Source organism: Diaphorobacter sp. LR2014-1, from assembly GCF_002916785.1.
GTDB lineage: Bacteria > Pseudomonadota > Gammaproteobacteria > Burkholderiales > Burkholderiaceae_C > Diaphorobacter > Diaphorobacter nitroreducens.
The window spans coordinates 13,780-26,459 of sequence record NZ_MTBE01000024.1 but is presented as its reverse complement, the minus strand read 5'-3'; the positions used below and the strand labels follow the sequence as shown (position 1 = coordinate 26,459).

At 69.1% G+C, this 12,680-nt stretch carries 13 protein-coding genes; 8 read left to right on the top strand and 5 right to left on the bottom strand.

Annotated features, from left to right (window positions below; all coding sequences use genetic code 11):
* The first annotated feature begins 7 nt into the window (after window positions 1-7).
* The 8 genes from lptA to BV908_RS15315 all read left to right on the top strand — a co-directional run bounded on the left by lptA (window position 8) and on the right by BV908_RS15315 (window position 7,916).
* The gene (gene lptA / locus BV908_RS15350) at window positions 8-667 is read left to right on the top strand and encodes a lipopolysaccharide transport periplasmic protein LptA (RefSeq protein WP_088887807.1); all 660 of its coding nucleotides are present in this window, start codon (window positions 8-10) and stop codon (window positions 665-667) included.
* 23 nt (window positions 668-690) lie between these two features.
* Window positions 691-1,443, top strand: a complete 753-nt coding sequence (gene lptB / locus BV908_RS15345; RefSeq protein ID WP_012655406.1) for an LPS export ABC transporter ATP-binding protein — start codon at window positions 691-693, stop codon at window positions 1,441-1,443.
* 52 nt (window positions 1,444-1,495) lie between these two features.
* A complete protein-coding gene (locus tag BV908_RS15340) occupies window positions 1,496-3,073 on the top strand; it encodes an RNA polymerase factor sigma-54 (RefSeq protein ID WP_103738575.1) in 1,578 nt (525 codons plus the stop codon).
* Window positions 3,074-3,076: 3 nt separating this feature from the next.
* Window positions 3,077-3,520, top strand: coding sequence for a thioesterase family protein (locus BV908_RS15335; protein ID WP_012655408.1), 444 nt, complete (start codon window positions 3,077-3,079; stop codon window positions 3,518-3,520).
* Window positions 3,517-4,839, top strand: coding sequence for a THUMP domain-containing protein (locus tag BV908_RS15330; protein ID WP_047349340.1), 1,323 nt, complete (start codon window positions 3,517-3,519; stop codon window positions 4,837-4,839). The genes BV908_RS15335 and BV908_RS15330 overlap by 4 nt, the downstream gene beginning before the upstream one ends.
* Entirely contained in the window at window positions 4,829-5,314 is a 486-nt protein-coding gene (locus BV908_RS15325) for a putative toxin-antitoxin system toxin component, PIN family (protein ID WP_011803814.1), read from the top strand. Before BV908_RS15330 ends, BV908_RS15325 begins: the two co-directional genes overlap by 11 nt.
* Window positions 5,302-6,603 (top strand): UDP-N-acetylglucosamine 1-carboxyvinyltransferase, encoded by a 1,302-nt coding sequence (locus BV908_RS15320; RefSeq protein WP_103738574.1) that lies wholly within the window; start codon window positions 5,302-5,304, stop codon window positions 6,601-6,603. The genes BV908_RS15325 and BV908_RS15320 overlap by 13 nt, the downstream gene beginning before the upstream one ends.
* A gap of 482 nt (window positions 6,604-7,085) precedes the next feature.
* Window positions 7,086-7,916, top strand: coding sequence for a YecA family protein (locus tag BV908_RS15315; RefSeq protein WP_011803816.1), 831 nt, complete (start codon window positions 7,086-7,088; stop codon window positions 7,914-7,916).
* A gap of 230 nt (window positions 7,917-8,146) precedes the next feature.
* Here BV908_RS15315 and BV908_RS15310 read toward each other — a convergent pair whose 3' ends face one another.
* The 5 genes from BV908_RS15310 to BV908_RS15290 form a co-directional block, all read right to left on the bottom strand.
* Window positions 8,147-8,686: a CinA family protein gene (locus BV908_RS15310; RefSeq protein ID WP_103738573.1), complete on the bottom strand. Its 540-nt coding sequence runs from the start codon at window positions 8,684-8,686 to the stop codon at window positions 8,147-8,149.
* A 5-nt stretch (window positions 8,687-8,691) separates the two neighbouring features.
* On the bottom strand, window positions 8,692-9,222 hold the full coding sequence (locus BV908_RS15305; protein WP_103738572.1) for a phosphatidylglycerophosphatase A: 531 nt from the start codon (window positions 9,220-9,222) through the stop codon (window positions 8,692-8,694).
* 63 nt (window positions 9,223-9,285) lie between these two features.
* Window positions 9,286-10,260 (bottom strand): thiamine-phosphate kinase, encoded by a 975-nt coding sequence (gene thiL, locus BV908_RS15300; RefSeq protein WP_103738571.1) that lies wholly within the window; start codon window positions 10,258-10,260, stop codon window positions 9,286-9,288.
* A gap of 15 nt (window positions 10,261-10,275) precedes the next feature.
* On the bottom strand, window positions 10,276-11,400 hold the full coding sequence (locus tag BV908_RS15295; protein WP_012655413.1) for a YbdK family carboxylate-amine ligase: 1,125 nt from the start codon (window positions 11,398-11,400) through the stop codon (window positions 10,276-10,278).
* On the bottom strand, window positions 11,390-12,655 hold the full coding sequence (locus BV908_RS15290; RefSeq protein ID WP_011803821.1) for a cation:proton antiporter: 1,266 nt from the start codon (window positions 12,653-12,655) through the stop codon (window positions 11,390-11,392). Before BV908_RS15290 ends, BV908_RS15295 begins: the two co-directional genes overlap by 11 nt.
* Between the last annotated feature and the right edge of the window lie 25 nt (window positions 12,656-12,680).

Genomic DNA, 12,680 nt, shown 5'->3' with positions numbered 1-12,680 from the left:
GCCCTCTATGAGAACCCGATTGCCCTTCCTCCTCCTGTCCCGCGCCGCAGCGCTGGCCCTGGCGCTGGCCGCATCGCCGCTGGTGCACGCCGAAAAAGCCGACCGCAACAAGCCCATGAACATCGAGGCGGATGCCCTGCGCCACGATGAGCTCAAGCAGACCAGCGTTTTCACCGGCCGTGTCGTCATGACCAAGGGCACCATCGTGCTGCGCGGCGCGCAGCTGGAGGTGCGCCAGGACCCCGACGGCTTCCAGTACGGTGTGGTGACGGCCGAGCCGGGCAAGCGCGCTTTTTTCCGGCAAAAACGTGACACCGCGCCGGGCGCACCCGACGAGTTCGTCGAGGGCGAGGGCGAGGTCATCGAATACGACGGCCGCGCCGACGTGGTGAAGCTCATCCGCCGCGCCGAGCTGCGCCGCTACCGCGAGGCCACACTGACCGACGAGCTGGCCGGCGCCCTCATCGTCTACAACAACCTCACGGACGTGTTCACCGTGGATGGGCAGAAGACCGCGCCCGCTGGCGCCACTGCCGGCACGCCGGGCGGCCGGGTGCGGGCGGTGCTCGCGCCCAAGGAGCCTGCCTCGGGCACCAGCGCCACGCCGCCTGTGCGCACCGAGCCGCCCGCGCTGCGTACCAGCCCCAGCCTGGACGGCGCGAAGTGAGCGCGGCCTTGGACGATGCGCGCATGAGCGAAGGCGTCAGCCGCCTGGAGGCACTGCACCTGGAGAAGTCCTACGGCAGCCGCAAGGTGGTCAAGGACGTGTCCGTGGTCGTGCAAAAGGGCGAGGTGGTGGGCCTATTGGGCCCCAACGGCGCCGGCAAGACCACGTCGTTCTACATGATCGTCGGCCTGGTGCGCAGCGACGGCGGCCGCATCAGCATCGACGGGCAGGACGTGACGGACATGCCCATCCACCGGCGCTCGCGGCTGGGCCTGTCGTACCTGCCGCAGGAAGCCTCGATCTTTCGCAAGCTCAATGTCGAAGACAACGTGCGCGCGGTGCTGGAGCTGCAGACCGACGAGGCCGGCCGCTCCCTGCCGCGCGCCGAGGTGGAGCGGCGCCTGACCGCGCTGCTGCAGGAACTGCGCGTGGACCACCTGCGCAAGTCGCCTGCACTGGCGCTGTCGGGCGGCGAGCGCCGGCGCGTGGAGATCGCGCGCGCGCTGGCCACGCAGCCGCGCTTCATCCTGCTGGATGAGCCCTTCGCCGGCATCGACCCGATCGCCGTGATCGAGATCCAGCGCATCATTGGCTTTCTCAAGGCGCGCGGCATTGGCGTGCTGATCACCGACCACAACGTGCGTGAGACGCTGGGCATCTGCGACCACGCCTTCATCATCAGCGACGGCCAGGTGCTGGCTCAGGGTACGCCGTCGGACATCGTCGACAACGCGGAAGTGCGCCGGGTGTACCTGGGCGAGCACTTCCGCATGTGAGAGTGATGGGCGACCACGGCGCGATGCAGGACCAGACAGTGGGTTGCAGGCCATGAAGCCCGGCCTGTCGCTGCGCGTCTCGCAGCACCTGGCGCTCACACCGCAGTTGCAGCAGTCGATCCGCCTGCTGCAGCTGTCCACGCTGGAGCTGGCCCAGGAGGTCGAGCAAATGCTCGACGAGAACCCCTTCCTGGAGCGCACGCTGGAAGAGGCCCCGCGCGAGGAGTTCGGCCTGGCCCAGGCCGATGCACCGGTGAGCGAGCAAGACCGAGAAGTCGAAGATGCTATTTATTCAGGAGCTGTCAGCGCAGGGCAGGAAAGCGCTACAAGCCAAAATGATGCAGAAACCTCCACAGCCGAATCCACGGCCGAACCCGCGGACTGGGAAGGCGACGGCTCGGTAGACCTGGCGCCCGACGACAGCGAGTGGGGCGGCGACGCCCCGGCACGCAACGGTGCCGGCGCGGGGAGCGACGACGAGGTGGACGCCACCGAGCTGGCCCGCAGCCAGGAGTCGCTCACGGCCTTCCTGCACCGCCAGGCGCTGGCGCTGCGCCTGTCCGAGCTGGACATGGCCGCGCTGCGCTTCCTCATCGAATCGCTGAACGACGACGGCTACCTGGACGAGTCGCTGCAGGACCTGGCCGCCAGCCTGGCGGGCACCGAAGACCCCGAGCAACTCGATGAATTGGTGCACCGCTTCACAGTCGCGCTGCGCCTGCTGCAAAGCCTGGAGCCCGCGGGCGTGGGCGCGCGCGGACTGGCCGAATGCCTCACGCTGCAGTTGCGTGCGATGGACCAGGACGAAGAGGGCGACCCCGACGTGATCCAGGCCGCGCTGGCCATTTGCGGCCAGCCGCTGGACCTGCTGGCCAAGCGCGACGTGCGCCGCCTGGCGCAGGCCTGCGGCACCAGCGAAGAGCGCACGCGCGCCGCGATGGCCTTGATCGCGCGGCTGGAGCCACGCCCGGGCAGGCGCTTTGCCGACGTGGACCGCAACATCATCGTGCCCGACGTGATCGTCAAGAAAACCGGCCGCGGCGGACAGCAGAACTTCAGCGTGCAGCTCAACCCGGACGTGATGCCGCGCCTGCGCGTGCACGACATCTACGCCGGTGCGTTGCGCGGCGGCCGTGGCGAAGGCCACCAGGCGCTGCAGGCACGGCTGCAGGAGGCGCGTTGGTTCATCAAGAACATCCAGCAGCGTTTTGACACCATCCTGCGCGTGTCGCGCGCCATCGTGGAGCGGCAGAAGAACTTCTTCGTGCATGGCGAACTGGCCATGCGCCCGCTGGTGCTGCGCGACATTGCCGATGAACTGGGCCTGCACGAGTCCACCATCAGCCGCGTGACCACCGCCAAGTACATGGCCACGCCGCAAGGCACCTACGAACTCAAGTATTTCTTCGGCTCGGGGCTGGGCACCGAAACCGGCGGCAACGCCTCCAGCACGGCCGTGCGCGCGCTCATCAAGCAGTTCATCGCGGCCGAGAACCCGCACAAGCCGCTGTCGGACAGCCAGATCGCCGAGATGCTCAAGGAGCAGGGCATTGAATGTGCGCGCCGCACCGTGGCCAAATACCGTGAGGCGCTCAAGATCGCCCCGGCCAACATCCGCAAGGCACTTTGAACCATGGCACGCGTCGTCTTCGACCTTCCCCCGCACTTCGGCTTCAGTACCGAGCTGCAGATCTACATCAGCCATGTCAACCAGGGCGGGCACCTGGACAACGCGCAGTTGCTCAGCCTCGTGTCCGAGGCGCGCGTGCGTTTCTTCAAGTCGCTGGGCTACCCCGAGGCCGACGTGGCGGGCCTGTCCACCGTGGTGGGCGACATCGTGGCGCAGTACAAGTCCGAGGCGTTCCACGGCGAGACGCTGCGCGTGGAGATGACGCCGCAGGACTTCAACCGCTACGGCTTCGACCTCGTCTTCCGGTTGACCGAGAAGAGCCAGGGGCGCGAGATCGCGCGCGGCAAGACCGGCATCGTCTTCATCGACCGTGCGGCCCGCAAGCCCGCACCCATTCCTGAATCCGTGCTCCAGCCATTGCTGCAGCGCGCAGCACAGCCGCAATGAACCAGCTTCAACTCTTTTTGCCCTGCGCCGCTGGCGTGGAGGGCTATCTGGCCGACGAGGTGCACAGCCTCACGGGGCTGGCCGGGCAGGACCTGCTCGTGGGCCGCGCGGGCGTGCTGCTGCGCGCCTCCTGGCGCGACGCGCTGCGCCTGAACCTGCACAGCCGCCTGGCGCAACGCGTGCTGGTGCAACTGGCCGAGCGGCCCTACCGCAACGAGGACGACATCTATGCCGCCGCGGCCGACGTGGCCTGGGAGATCTGGTTCACCCCGCGCCAGAGCTTCAAGGTGGAGGTGACGGCCCAGCACAGCCCGCTCAAGAGCCTGAACTTCGCCGCGCTGCGCGTGAAGGATGCCGTGGCCGACCGCTTCCGCGCCAAGGCCGGCGTGCGTCCCGACGTGCAGACGCAGTGGCCCGACGTGCGCGTGCACCTGCACTTGACCAGCGACCGCGCCCAGATCTACATCGACACCTCGGGCGAGCCGCTGTTCAAACGCGGCTGGCGCGAGGACAAGGGCGACGCGCCGCTCAAGGAAACGCTGGCCGCGGCGATGATCGCCGCCACCGGCTGGGACCCGCATGGCGAGCAGCCGCTGCCGCTGTACGACCCCTGCTGCGGCAGCGGCACCGTGGTCATCGAGGCCGCGCAGATCGCCTGCCGCATCGCGCCGGGCCTGCAGCGGCGCTTTGCCTTCGAGAAGCTATTGCCGCACCAGGCGCATGTCTGGTCTGCTATCAAGGATGAAGCGGCCAGCGCCGTTACCGCGGCTTCGGTGCCGATTTTTGGCAGCGACGTGTCGCACCGCATGGTGGACTTTGCCCAGCGCAATGCCGTGCGCGCCGGCGTGGCCGACGCGGTGCAGCTGCGCGGCGGCGACGCGTTGCAGCGCATGCCGCCCAGTGAACAACCCGGGGTGATGCTGCTGAATCCGCCATATGGCGAGCGCATCGCCGCGGCCGGCACGGCGGGGCGCAATGCGCGTGAGCGCATGTCCACGGTCGAGCGCATGGGCCGCGAGACGGCGCAGACCGAGGACGGCGTGGACTTCTTCGCGCAGTTGGCCGCGCACTGGAAGAAGCACTACGCCGGCTGGCAGGCCTGGATGCTCACGCCCGACCTCAAGCTGCCCGGCAAGATGCGCCTGAAGGAGTCGCGCCGCGTGCCGCTGTGGAACGGCCCCATCGAATGCCGCCTGTTCCGCTTCGACCTCGTGGCGGGCGCCGTGCGGGATCGGCCGCGCGCCGGCCACGCGGGGGAGGGCGGCGCGGCCAACGGTGCGCCGGGTGCGCCGGCCGGCGGAGCCTCGGATGCGTCCTGAGCTGCGCCTGCCCGCCGTGGCGCCGGCGGGCGAGAGCGCGCGTGCCGTGGTGCTGGACACCAACATCGTGCTCGACCTGTTCATCTTCGCCGACGCGGCCGTGGCCACCGTGCGTGCGCTGCTGCAGGCCCAGCGCCTGGACTGGATTGCCACGCAGCACATGCGGGACGAGCTGGAGCGCGTGCTGCAGTACACCCACCTGCAGCCGCGTATGGCGTATTACGGCGTGGGCGCAGGTGACGTACTGACGGCGTTCGACGCGGGCGTGCGCCTGGTCGAGGTGGCGCCGCGCGCGCCCTGGGCCTGCAAGGACGCGGACGACCAGAAGTTCATCGACCTGGCGGTCGCGCACCGCGCCATTATCGTGTCCAAGGACAAGGCTGTGCTTTGCATGCGAAAACGGCTGTTGACGCAGGACACGCATGCGGTGGCGGCTATTGTTTTTGAAGAGGTTTGCGAACCATGTCCAACCTGATCGTGCATGGCGGCACGCCGCTGCGTGGCCGCGTCACCCCCTCTGCCAACAAGAACGCGGTATTGCCCGTGCTGTGCGCCACGCTGCTCACGCGCGCGCCGCTGCGCCTGGTGGGCGTGCCCGACATCACCGACGTGCGCAAGATCCTGGAGATCTTCCGCACCCTGGGCAGCGAGGTGCGCTGGGACCATGCCAGCGCCACGCTGGAACTGCACCACCAGGCCACGCACTTCGACGCCGCCACGCACCGCCTGCCCGAGGAGATGCGCTCGTCCATCATGCTGGTGCCGCCGCTGCTGGCGCGCTTCGGCGTGGCGCGGCTGGAGGACAACGTGAAGGGCTGCACCCTGGGCGTGCGCGAGATCGACCCGCATGTGGAGGTCTTTCGCAGCTTCGGCGGCCAGGTGGAGCGGGCCGAGGGCTCGCTGCTGGTGCGCCGCGTGGGCATGCTCACGCCGGTGCACCACTGGCTGGACTATGCCTCGGTGACCACCACCGAGAACTTCGTGTTGTGCGCCGTAGCCGCTCAGGGCACCTCCACGCTGACCAACGCAGCGTCCGAGCCGCACGTGCAGGAGTTCTGCCGCTTCATGCAAATGCTGGGCGCGCAGATCGAGGGCGTGGGCACCTCGCGGCTTACGGTGCATGGCGGCGGCGACCTGGGGGGCGGTGAATTCCGCTTTGCCGAGGACTTTCACGAGATCACCACCTTCCTGGCGCTGGGGGCCATCACCGGCGGCGACGTGGTGGTGAAGAACAGCGCGCCGGAGAACTTCCCGCTGATCGACCGCACGTTTGCCAAGTTTGGCGTGCGCGTGGAGCACCGGGACGGCTGGTCGCGCGCCTTCGTGGACGGGCCGCTCACGGTGCAGACGCCCTTCACCCCCAACGTGCTGACCAAGGTGGAGGCCGCGCCCTGGCCCTATTTCCCGGTGGATCTGCTGCCGATCTTCATCGCGCTGGGCGTGCGCGCGCAGGGCAACGCCATGTTCTGGAACAAGGTGTACGACGGCGCTTTAGGCTGGACGGGCGAGCTGTCCAAGTTTGGCGCGCATGTGTACCAGTCCGACCCGCACCGCATCGTCACCTTCGGTGGCGGGCCGCTCGCGCCGGCGGTGGTGGAGAGCCCCTACATCATCCGCGTGGCGATCGCGCTGTTCATGGTGTCGGCCAGTATCCCGGGGCGCTCGGAGATCCGCAACGCCACGCCCATCCGCCGCGCGCACCCGCACTTTGTGGAGAACCTGCGCAGCCTGGGGGCCCGGGTGGAGTGGACGGCAGAGGAGTAGCCGCGCCCTGATCGCCCCAGCCTTCGCTGCGCTGCAGCACAAAAGTGGATTGTGGTTTATACTTACTCTTAAGGGTTAACACTTAGTGGTTAACCCGGTGTTGGTCGGCGTATGAGATGCGCGCCGTTCCGCACCGGATGAGCATCTCAGTCAGGAAACCACACCATGCGCGAAGCCGTCCGTCTGATCCTCGAGTTCATCCAAGAAGCCCGCGAGGCCCATCTGGAAATCGCCAGCCAATAAGGCTGGGTGGGCCGCCCAGGTGGCCCTTTGTTACCGACCGCTGCGCCCCATTGCCTTGGCATGGGGCGTTTCTGTTTTTAAGGCCAAATCAAGCTCTAGCGCTTGTGTAATAAGCGCGAACAGCTATTAATACAATAGCTAACGCGCAACCTACGACGTTACACTGCGCGCCTCAGGCCTCCTGGGGCCCTGTTTCTCCTCCTCCTTAGCCCGCGGGTCCAAGCCCCGCCCGATTCCGCATGAACGCCACCTCCGACACCCCCGCATCCGCCGCCGCCCCCGCCCTGGGGCCGGACGAACTGGACGAACTCGACAGCCTGCTGGACGACCTGCGCACGCGTGAGGAAGATGTGCCGCAGTGGGAGTTCTGCGACGGCTTCCTGACGGCGCTGGTCTGCACGCGCCGCCCCGTGCCCGCGGCGGAATGGCTGCCCATGCTGCTGGGCGACGGCCTGGAGCTGGACGTGGCCGAAGGCGAGCCCCTGCCGCTGGTGCCCACGTTCAAGGACCTGGCGCAGCAGGAGCGCTTTCTTGCCTTGTGGGAGCTGCGCCGCGCCGAAGTGCAGGCGCAACTGGACGAGCAGGCCGAATCGCTGGACGCCGACAACGCCTTCCAGCCCGAGGTGATCGACATGCGCGGCGCCATCGCCAGCCTGCCCGAGGAGGAGCGCGCCGAGATGGCGGGGCAGGAGATTCCTTCCTTCGGCCAGGTCTGGGCACTGGGCTTCATGTTCGCCGTGGAGAACTGGCCCGAGGACTGGGCCACCCCGCGCGACAAGGAAGCCGCCCAGTGGCTGGACGGCGCGCTCGAATCCATCGTCGCCCTCACCGAGGACGACACCGGCAAGCCCGAGATCTGCATGTACGCCGAAGACGGCCCGCCCAGTACCAGCCAGGAGCGCCTGGAGGTCTTTGGCGAGGCCATCTGGGGCGTGTACGACCTGCGCCAGCTCTGGCGCAGCCTGGGTCCGCGCCAGGAAACCATCGTCAAGGGCGAGCAGCCCGGCCGCAACGACCCCTGCCCCTGCGGCAGCGGCAAGAAGTACAAGAAGTGCTGCGGCGCGGCTTGACGCGGCTGTGGCCAGGTGTGGCTCGCCTGGCGCGGCCTTGCCTGGTGTAGCTGGCCTGGCGCGGCCCGGCCTGGCGCGGCCCGGCCTGACGCGGCCCGGCCTGGCGCGGCCCGGCCTGGCGCGGCCCGATTCGACTCGCCGGCATTGAGTGGGCGGCACGCAGCCGGTGGCCCGGTATTGCGCTCTGGGCCTGCCCAGGTGCTACGGCGCCGCCAGGCCCAGTGGGACCGTCAGGAGCGCGAAGGGGCGGGCGCCTGGGCCAGCAACTGCGCCAGCCGTCCCAGCGCGTGGCGCACCGTGGCGGCGCGCACGGCGGCGCGGTCTCCGGCAAAGCGCCGCAGTTCCGAATGGGTGGCGCCAGCCACGCACCAGCCGAACCACACCGTGCCCACCGGCTTGTCGGGGCTGCCGCCCGTGGGGCCGGCCACGCCCGTCACGGCCACGCTGACCTGCGCGGCGCTGTGGCGCACGGCGCCCTCGGCCATGGCGCGGGCCACGGGCTCGCTCACGGCGCCGTGGGCCGTGATGAGATCGGCGGGCACGCCCAGCAGCGCGGTCTTGGCGGCGTTGGAATAGCTGACGAAGCCGCGCTCGAACCATTGGCTCGACCCCGACAGGTCGGTGCAGGCGGCGGCGATCAGGCCGCCGGTGCAGCTCTCGGCCGTGGCCAGCATCCAGCCGCGTGCGAGCAGCGTGGTGGAGATATGAATCAAATCGGCCTCCAGCGCTCGTCCATCAAGCGCTGGCAGCTCTATTTTTGATAGCTCCATGGCATTCACCCGAACCAGTGGCGCCACAGCGCGATCACCAGCAGCGTGCAGAACGCGGCCACCAGGTCGTCCAGCAAGATCCCCAGGCCGCCGCGCCAGCCGAAGCCCTTGAACAACCGGTCGGCCCAGGCCACGGGGCCGGGTTTGGCGGCATCGAAATAACGGAACAGCGCAAAGGCGGCGAGCTGGCCCCAGAAGCCCATGGGCATGGCCAGCCACAGCACGATCCAGATCGCGACGATCTCATCCCACACGATGTGTCCGGGGTCTGCCACGCGCATGTGGCGTGAGGTGACGGTGCAGGCCCACCAGCCCAGCAGCAGCGACAGCGCGATCAGCAGCCCCATGCCGCGCGGCGTGAGCCACAGTTGCAGCACCAGGAACGCCAGCCACCCCCACAGCGTGCCCACCGTGCCCGGTGCCACACGCGACAGTCCGCTGCCAAAGCCCAGCGCGATGCAGTGCGCGGGGTGCACGAACAGAAAGCGGCGCAGGGCGTGGGGCGGCAGCGGGGTGGGGGGCGGCGTATCGGGCATGGGCGGCAAGGATGCAAGTGCCGGCCGATGCTACCAGCGGCGCCGGCCCGGTAGCGGGAGCGGTCAGGCGAAGTGGTCGAACGAGGCGAAGTGCTGCGCCACGGGCTGCCCCTGGCCGTCCACTACACGCAGGCCGGGCGCGGCCTCGACGCGGCCGATGCGCGTGGCGCGCGTACCGCTGGCCTGCGCGGCGGCCTGCACGGCGGCCTGCTGTGCGGGAGGGGCGGTGAAGACCAGTTCGTAGTCGTCGCCGCCGGCCAGCGCGCATTGCATCAGCGTTTGTGCGTCAAAATCGGCTGTAGCGCCCGCCTGCTGGGCGCTAGCAGCTAGTAAATTGGTAGCGACGGTGGCGTCCACGCAGGCGCCCACGCCCGAGGCCTTCAGGATGTGACCCAGGTCGCCCAGCAGGCCATCGCTCACGTCGATGGCGCTGCTGGCTACGCCGCGCAGCGCCAGTCCCAACGCCACGCGCGGTGTGGGCTGCTCCAGCCGTGGGCGCAGCTGCTGCAGTGCGCCGGGCGGCAGCGCCAGGCGCCCGCGCAGCGCATCCAGCGCCAGGCGCGCCTCGCCGGGCGTTCCGCTCACGTAGATGTCGTCGCCCACCCGCGCACCGCTGCGCAGCAGGGCCTGGCCCGTGGGCACTTCGCCGAACACGGTGACGCAGAGGTTCAGCGGCCCCTGCGTGGTGTCGCCACCGACCAGCTCGCACTGGTGCGCGTCGGCCAGCCGCAGCAGGCCGTCCGCAAACGCCTGCAGCCAGGGCGCATCCACGCGCGGCAACGCCAGCGCCAGCGTGAAGGCCAGCGGCCTGGCGCCGCAGGCGGCCAGGTCCGACAGGTTCACCGCCAGCGCCTTGTGGCCCAGGTGCGCGGGGTCCACGTCGGCAAAGAAATGGCGGCCCTCGACCAGCATGTCGCTGGACACGGCCAGCTGCATGCCGGGCGTGACCGACAGCAGCGCGCAGTCGTCGCCCACGCCCAGCGCCGCACGGCGCACCGGGCGCGTGAAATAGCGCGCAATCAGGTCGAACTCACCCATGGGCGGCTGCCGCGTTCAGATGTCGTGCCCGCGAAAGCGCAGCGCGGCCTGGCGGCTGACCTCGGCCAGCAACTGCTCTTCGCGCTGGCGCTCGCGCAGCCAGCGGGCGTCGTTCTGGCCCAGCGCGGTCTCACCGCGCAGCATGTGCAGCGCGCCCGATGCGCCATGCGTGCCGGCGTAGCGCGCCACGTGGTCCAGCGTCTGCAGGATGTGGTCGCGCAGCGGCATGTGGTCGCCGCTGGCGGGGTCCACGTACACCGCGTCCAGTCCGAAGCGGCAGGCCTGGAAGCGGTTGTAGGTGTAGACGAGGTAGTCGTCCTCGGTGGGGGTGAAGGGCTGCTCGGCCAGGAACCACGCGGCCAGCGACTGCACGTAGCCGGCCAGCGCCGCGGCGCGCTCGATGGTGAGCGGCGTGTCGAACACGCGGATCTCGATGGTGCCGTACTCGGGCTTGGGGCGGATGTCCCAGTAAAAGTCCTTCATGCTCTTGACCACGCCGGTGCGCGTCATTTTGTTGAAGTACTGCTCGAACTCGCTCCAGGTGAGTACGCAGGGCGCGCGGCCCGACAGCGGGAACGCGAACACCGAGTTGAGGCGCGCGGAGTCGAACTGCGTGTCCTGCGCCTGCACGTACGGGCTGGAGGCCGACAGCGCAATGAAGTGCGGGATGTAGCGGCTCATGCGGTGCAGCATGAGCAGGGCGGAGTCGGCGTCGGGGCAGCCGATGTGCACGTGCTGCCCGAAGATGGTGAACTGCTTGGACAGGTAGCCGTACAGCTGCGACAGCTCCTGAAAGCGCGGCTTGTCGTAGATGCGCCGCTCGTGCCATTGCTGGAAGGGGTGCGTGCCGCCGCCGACCACGGCGATGTTGAGCTTGTCCGCGCTCTTGACCAGCGCGTCGCGGATCTGCGTGAGTTGGCCCAGCACCTCGGAGCTGCTGTGGCACACGCCGGTGGAGATCTCGATCATGCTGTTGGTCATCTCGGGCACCACGCTGCCGGGCAGCGGCACCTTCTTCATGAGACGCAGCATGTCCTCGGCGTAGGGCGCGAGGTCGTAGTCGTTGGTGCTCACGAGCTGCAGTTCCAGCTCGACGCCCAGCGTCAGGGGCTCGGAATGGTGGAAGGCTTCAAGACTCACGTTGGGTGTCTCCGGTGTTGCTGCCGCGGCTGCTCAGGGGCGCCCAGGGCTTGGAGCTTTCGCCCGCGCGGTAGATGGCCACGGTGGCGATCACTGCGCCCAGCACTTCCATCACCAGGATGGCCGGCAGGGCGATGCGCGCGATCAGGTGGCCCGTGGAGGCCGAGGCCACCACGAACTGCGAGGCCACCAGCAATGCGATGGCCGACATCGGCGCCATGGCGCAGCTCAGCCACAGGGCCTGGCGCCAGCTGGCGCCACTGCCCACGTTGCCCACGCCCACGCCCAGCGCCTTGGCCAGCAGGCGCACGAAGATCAGCGCCAGCACGGCGCCGACCACCGGGCCGCTCCAGTCGGCCTGCGCGGCGACGGTGGAGACGAGCACGAACATCAGCATCGTCAGCAGCGAAGAGGCGGTGCCCATCTGCCGCGGCCAGGCCCAGGGGCGCGGGTGCAGTTGCTTGAGCAGCATGCCGCCCAGCAGCGCGGCCAGCGGGGCCGAGCCGCCCATGTGCGCGGTGACGGCGGTGCTGGCGGCGATCAGGGCCATCAGCAGCATGGAGGTGTTCTCGCTCGTCGGGCTCATCACGCGCAACGCCAGGCGCAGGATGAGCGACAGCAGTGCACCCACGGCCACAGAAACGCCCAGCACCACCAGCGCGGGATACAGCGTGCCCACCAGGCCCACGCCGGGGCGGTTGATGAGCTCGGCCTGCGCGCTGCCCAGCGCCAGCGCATACAGGGACGACAGCGTTGCGAGCACCACGGCACGGTCGGTCACGGGGCCGGCGGCGCGCGTGTCGGACACCACGCGCGTCAGAACCGCCGGTGATGCCGCCATCGCGACCAGGGCCAGCGGGCCGGCGGCGCGCTCGGGTACGTCGAACCACAGCATCGTCCAGTACACCGCGAAATAGGTGAAGGCGGACTCCGCGATGCTCTGCACCAGCACCATGGGGTTATGGCGGAACCAGCGCAGCGGAATGCGACCGCCCGCCTCGAACAGCACCACGGCCACGCCCAGCTCCACCAGGAACAGGCCAATGCCCTGCAGCGGCCACACGGCGCCGCCAAAGCCCAGCAGGCCCACGATGGTGCCCACGAGCGTGTAACCCACGACCTTGGGCAGGCCGCTGTAGCGTTGCACCAGATAGCCCGTGATGGAGGCCACGGCCAGCAGCAGCGACCACTGCACCGTGGGCAACCCCGCCGATGGGCGCAGCCACTGCGCCCAAAAGCTCATCAGCTCATTCATTGTTGTAGATCCTCTGTCTCGTGCG

Coding starts and splice junctions, on each gene's coding strand:
- lptB (WP_012655406.1), top strand. CDS start 691: ATGAGCGAAGGCGTCAGCCGCCTGGAGGCACTGCACCTGGAGAAGTCC.
- BV908_RS15310 (WP_103738573.1), bottom strand. CDS start 8,686: ATGGAGCTATCAAAAATAGAGCTGCCAGCGCTTGATGGACGAGCGCTG.
- BV908_RS15335 (WP_012655408.1), top strand. CDS start 3,077: ATGGCACGCGTCGTCTTCGACCTTCCCCCGCACTTCGGCTTCAGTACC.
- thiL (WP_103738571.1), bottom strand. CDS start 10,260: ATGGGTGAGTTCGACCTGATTGCGCGCTATTTCACGCGCCCGGTGCGC.
- BV908_RS15340 (WP_103738575.1), top strand. CDS start 1,496: ATGAAGCCCGGCCTGTCGCTGCGCGTCTCGCAGCACCTGGCGCTCACA.
- BV908_RS15325 (WP_011803814.1), top strand. CDS start 4,829: ATGCGTCCTGAGCTGCGCCTGCCCGCCGTGGCGCCGGCGGGCGAGAGC.
- lptA (WP_088887807.1), top strand. CDS start 8: ATGAGAACCCGATTGCCCTTCCTCCTCCTGTCCCGCGCCGCAGCGCTG.
- BV908_RS15320 (WP_103738574.1), top strand. CDS start 5,302: ATGTCCAACCTGATCGTGCATGGCGGCACGCCGCTGCGTGGCCGCGTC.
- BV908_RS15315 (WP_011803816.1), top strand. CDS start 7,086: ATGAACGCCACCTCCGACACCCCCGCATCCGCCGCCGCCCCCGCCCTG.
- BV908_RS15305 (WP_103738572.1), bottom strand. CDS start 9,222: ATGCCCGATACGCCGCCCCCCACCCCGCTGCCGCCCCACGCCCTGCGC.
- BV908_RS15290 (WP_011803821.1), bottom strand. CDS start 12,655: ATGAATGAGCTGATGAGCTTTTGGGCGCAGTGGCTGCGCCCATCGGCG.
- BV908_RS15330 (WP_047349340.1), top strand. CDS start 3,517: ATGAACCAGCTTCAACTCTTTTTGCCCTGCGCCGCTGGCGTGGAGGGC.